3 protein-coding genes are annotated in these 1,991 nt (G+C 73.5%); all 3 read left to right on the forward strand.

Annotation, left to right across the window (positions count from 1 at the left end; translation table 11 throughout):
• Positions 1–212 (forward strand): hypothetical protein (locus NON22_RS23555; protein ID WP_257389423.1); only part of this gene is annotated, 212 nt, incomplete at its 5' end.
• Positions 209–1,240 carry a GDP-mannose 4,6-dehydratase gene (locus NON22_RS23560; RefSeq protein WP_257389424.1) on the forward strand — a complete coding sequence of 344 codons (1,032 nt, stop codon included), beginning with the start codon at positions 209–211 and terminating at the stop codon, positions 1,238–1,240. The genes NON22_RS23555 and NON22_RS23560, both read left to right, overlap by 4 nt.
• Positions 1,237–1,991, forward strand: a 755-nt coding sequence (locus NON22_RS23565; protein ID WP_257389425.1) for a glycosyltransferase family 4 protein, incomplete at its 3' end; no start/stop codon positions are given. The genes NON22_RS23560 and NON22_RS23565, both read left to right, overlap by 4 nt.

Consider the following 1,991-nt stretch of genomic DNA (forward strand, 5'->3'; position numbering starts at 1 on the left):
CGCCGCAGCTGCATGAGCGCCTCGCCGACGCGGCCGTCGCGACGGCTGCGGCCGAAGCGGAATGGGCCGCGAGCTTCGCGCGGCTGCTGCAGGCGCACGCGATCGACGAGATCGCCGGCGCGCTGCCGCCCGCGTTCGCCGACGTCGCGGCGCTGCTCGGTGTCGGCAATCCGGCTAAATCGCCGGTCGCGCCGTTCGGGGACGCCGCATGAGCCTGCGCGTGCTCGTCACCGGCGCGGCCGGACAGGACGGCGCCTACCTCTGCCGCGACCTGCTCGCGGCCGGCCGTGAAGTGCATGCAGGCCTGCGCCCAGGCTGGTCTGACGACTCGCTGTGGCGCCTGCGCGAACTCGGCCTGCTCGGCCAGCCGCGGCTGCACCTGCTCGCGCTCGATGTCTGCGATGCGGCCGCCTGTAGCGCGGCGGTCGAGCAGCTGCGGCCGCAGCTGCTGTTCCATCTCGCCGCGGTCAGCAGCGTCGCGCAGGCGCTGGCCGATCCGCTGGCCGCGGTCGCTAGCAACGGCGAGGGCACCTTGCATCTGCTCGAGGCCCTGCGCCGTTATGCACCGGACGCGCATTTCGTGCTCGCGTCGAGCGGCGAGATCTTCGTGCCGCGCCACGGCGTCGTCGACGAGAGTTGTGCGCTGCAGGCGCGCCATCCGTATGCCTTGTCCAAGCTGCTCGCACACGCGGCCGTGCGCTGCTACCGCGACAGCTACGGCCTGCATGCGAGCGCGGCGATCCTGTTCAACCACGAATCGCCGCTGCGCGGCGCCGCGTTCGTCACGCGCAAGATCGCCGCGGCCGCGGCGCGCCGCGCGGCCGGCGACACGAGCGTGCTGCAGCTCGGCAATCTCGATGCGCGGCGCGATTTCGGCTACGCGCCGGACTATGTCGCCGGACTGCGCGCGCTGGCCGCGCTGGAGCAGCCCGACGATCTCGTGTTCGCGAGCGGCCTGTCCGCCTCGGTGCGCGCATTCGCGACGGCGGCCTATGCGGCGGCCGGCATCGTTCTGGAGTGGCACGGCCGCGGCCGCGACGAATGCGCGCTCGACCGCGACGGACGGCGCTGCATCGCCGTGGACGCGACGCTGCTGCGTCCGGCCGATGCGCCGGTACTGCGCGGCGACGCGACGCGCGCCCGGCGCAAGCTCGGCCTGGCGAGCAGCGTCGACCTCGCGGGCCTGGCCAGGCTGCTCGTCGATGCCGAGCGCCGCCGTCTCGGGAGCGCGGCCGCATGAGCGGCGCGCCGCTGCGGCTGATCCTCAACGTCGATGCGATCAGCGCGCCGCTGACCGGTATCGGCGTCTATACGCGCGAACTCGCGCTGGGCCTCGAGCGCGCGCCCGAGCTCGCCGAGCTCAGGCTGTTCTCGGCCTATCGCTGGGTGGCCAACAGCGAGCAGGCCTTCCAGGTCAATCGCACGATACAGACGGTGCGCCGCGTGCTGCCGTTCAAGCGCGCGGCGCTGGAAGGCTATACCGCGTTGCGCGCGGCGCTGTTCCGGCGCAGCGCGCGCGCGCTGCGCGACCACGTGCTGCACGCGCCGAACTTCGTGCTGATGCCGTTCGACGGCCCCTGCGTCGCGACCGTGCACGACATCTCCTACCTGCGCTATCCGCAGTTCCATCCGGTCGAGCGCGTGCGCTTCCTCGAACGCCACCTGCCGCCGACGCTCGCGCGCGCCGACGCGCTGATCACCGACTCGGCCTATGTGCGCGACGAGCTCGTCAACGTGCTCGGCGTCGACCCGGGCAAGCTGCACGTGGTGCCGCTCGGCGTCGACGCCGCGTTCCGGCCGCGGTCCGCGGCGGAGACCGCCGCCGTGCTCGCGCGCCACGGCCTGCGCCACGGCGAGTATCTGCTCGTCGTCGCGACCCTCGAGCCGCGCAAGAACCTCGAGCGCCTCGTGCAGGCCTATGCGGGCCTGCCGGACGCGCGCCGCGCGCAGCTGCCGCTCGTCGTCGTCGGCGCGCGCGGCTGGCTCGACAG

The organism is Tahibacter caeni, assembly GCF_024609805.1.
Taxonomy (GTDB): domain Bacteria; phylum Pseudomonadota; class Gammaproteobacteria; order Xanthomonadales; family Rhodanobacteraceae; genus Tahibacter; species Tahibacter caeni.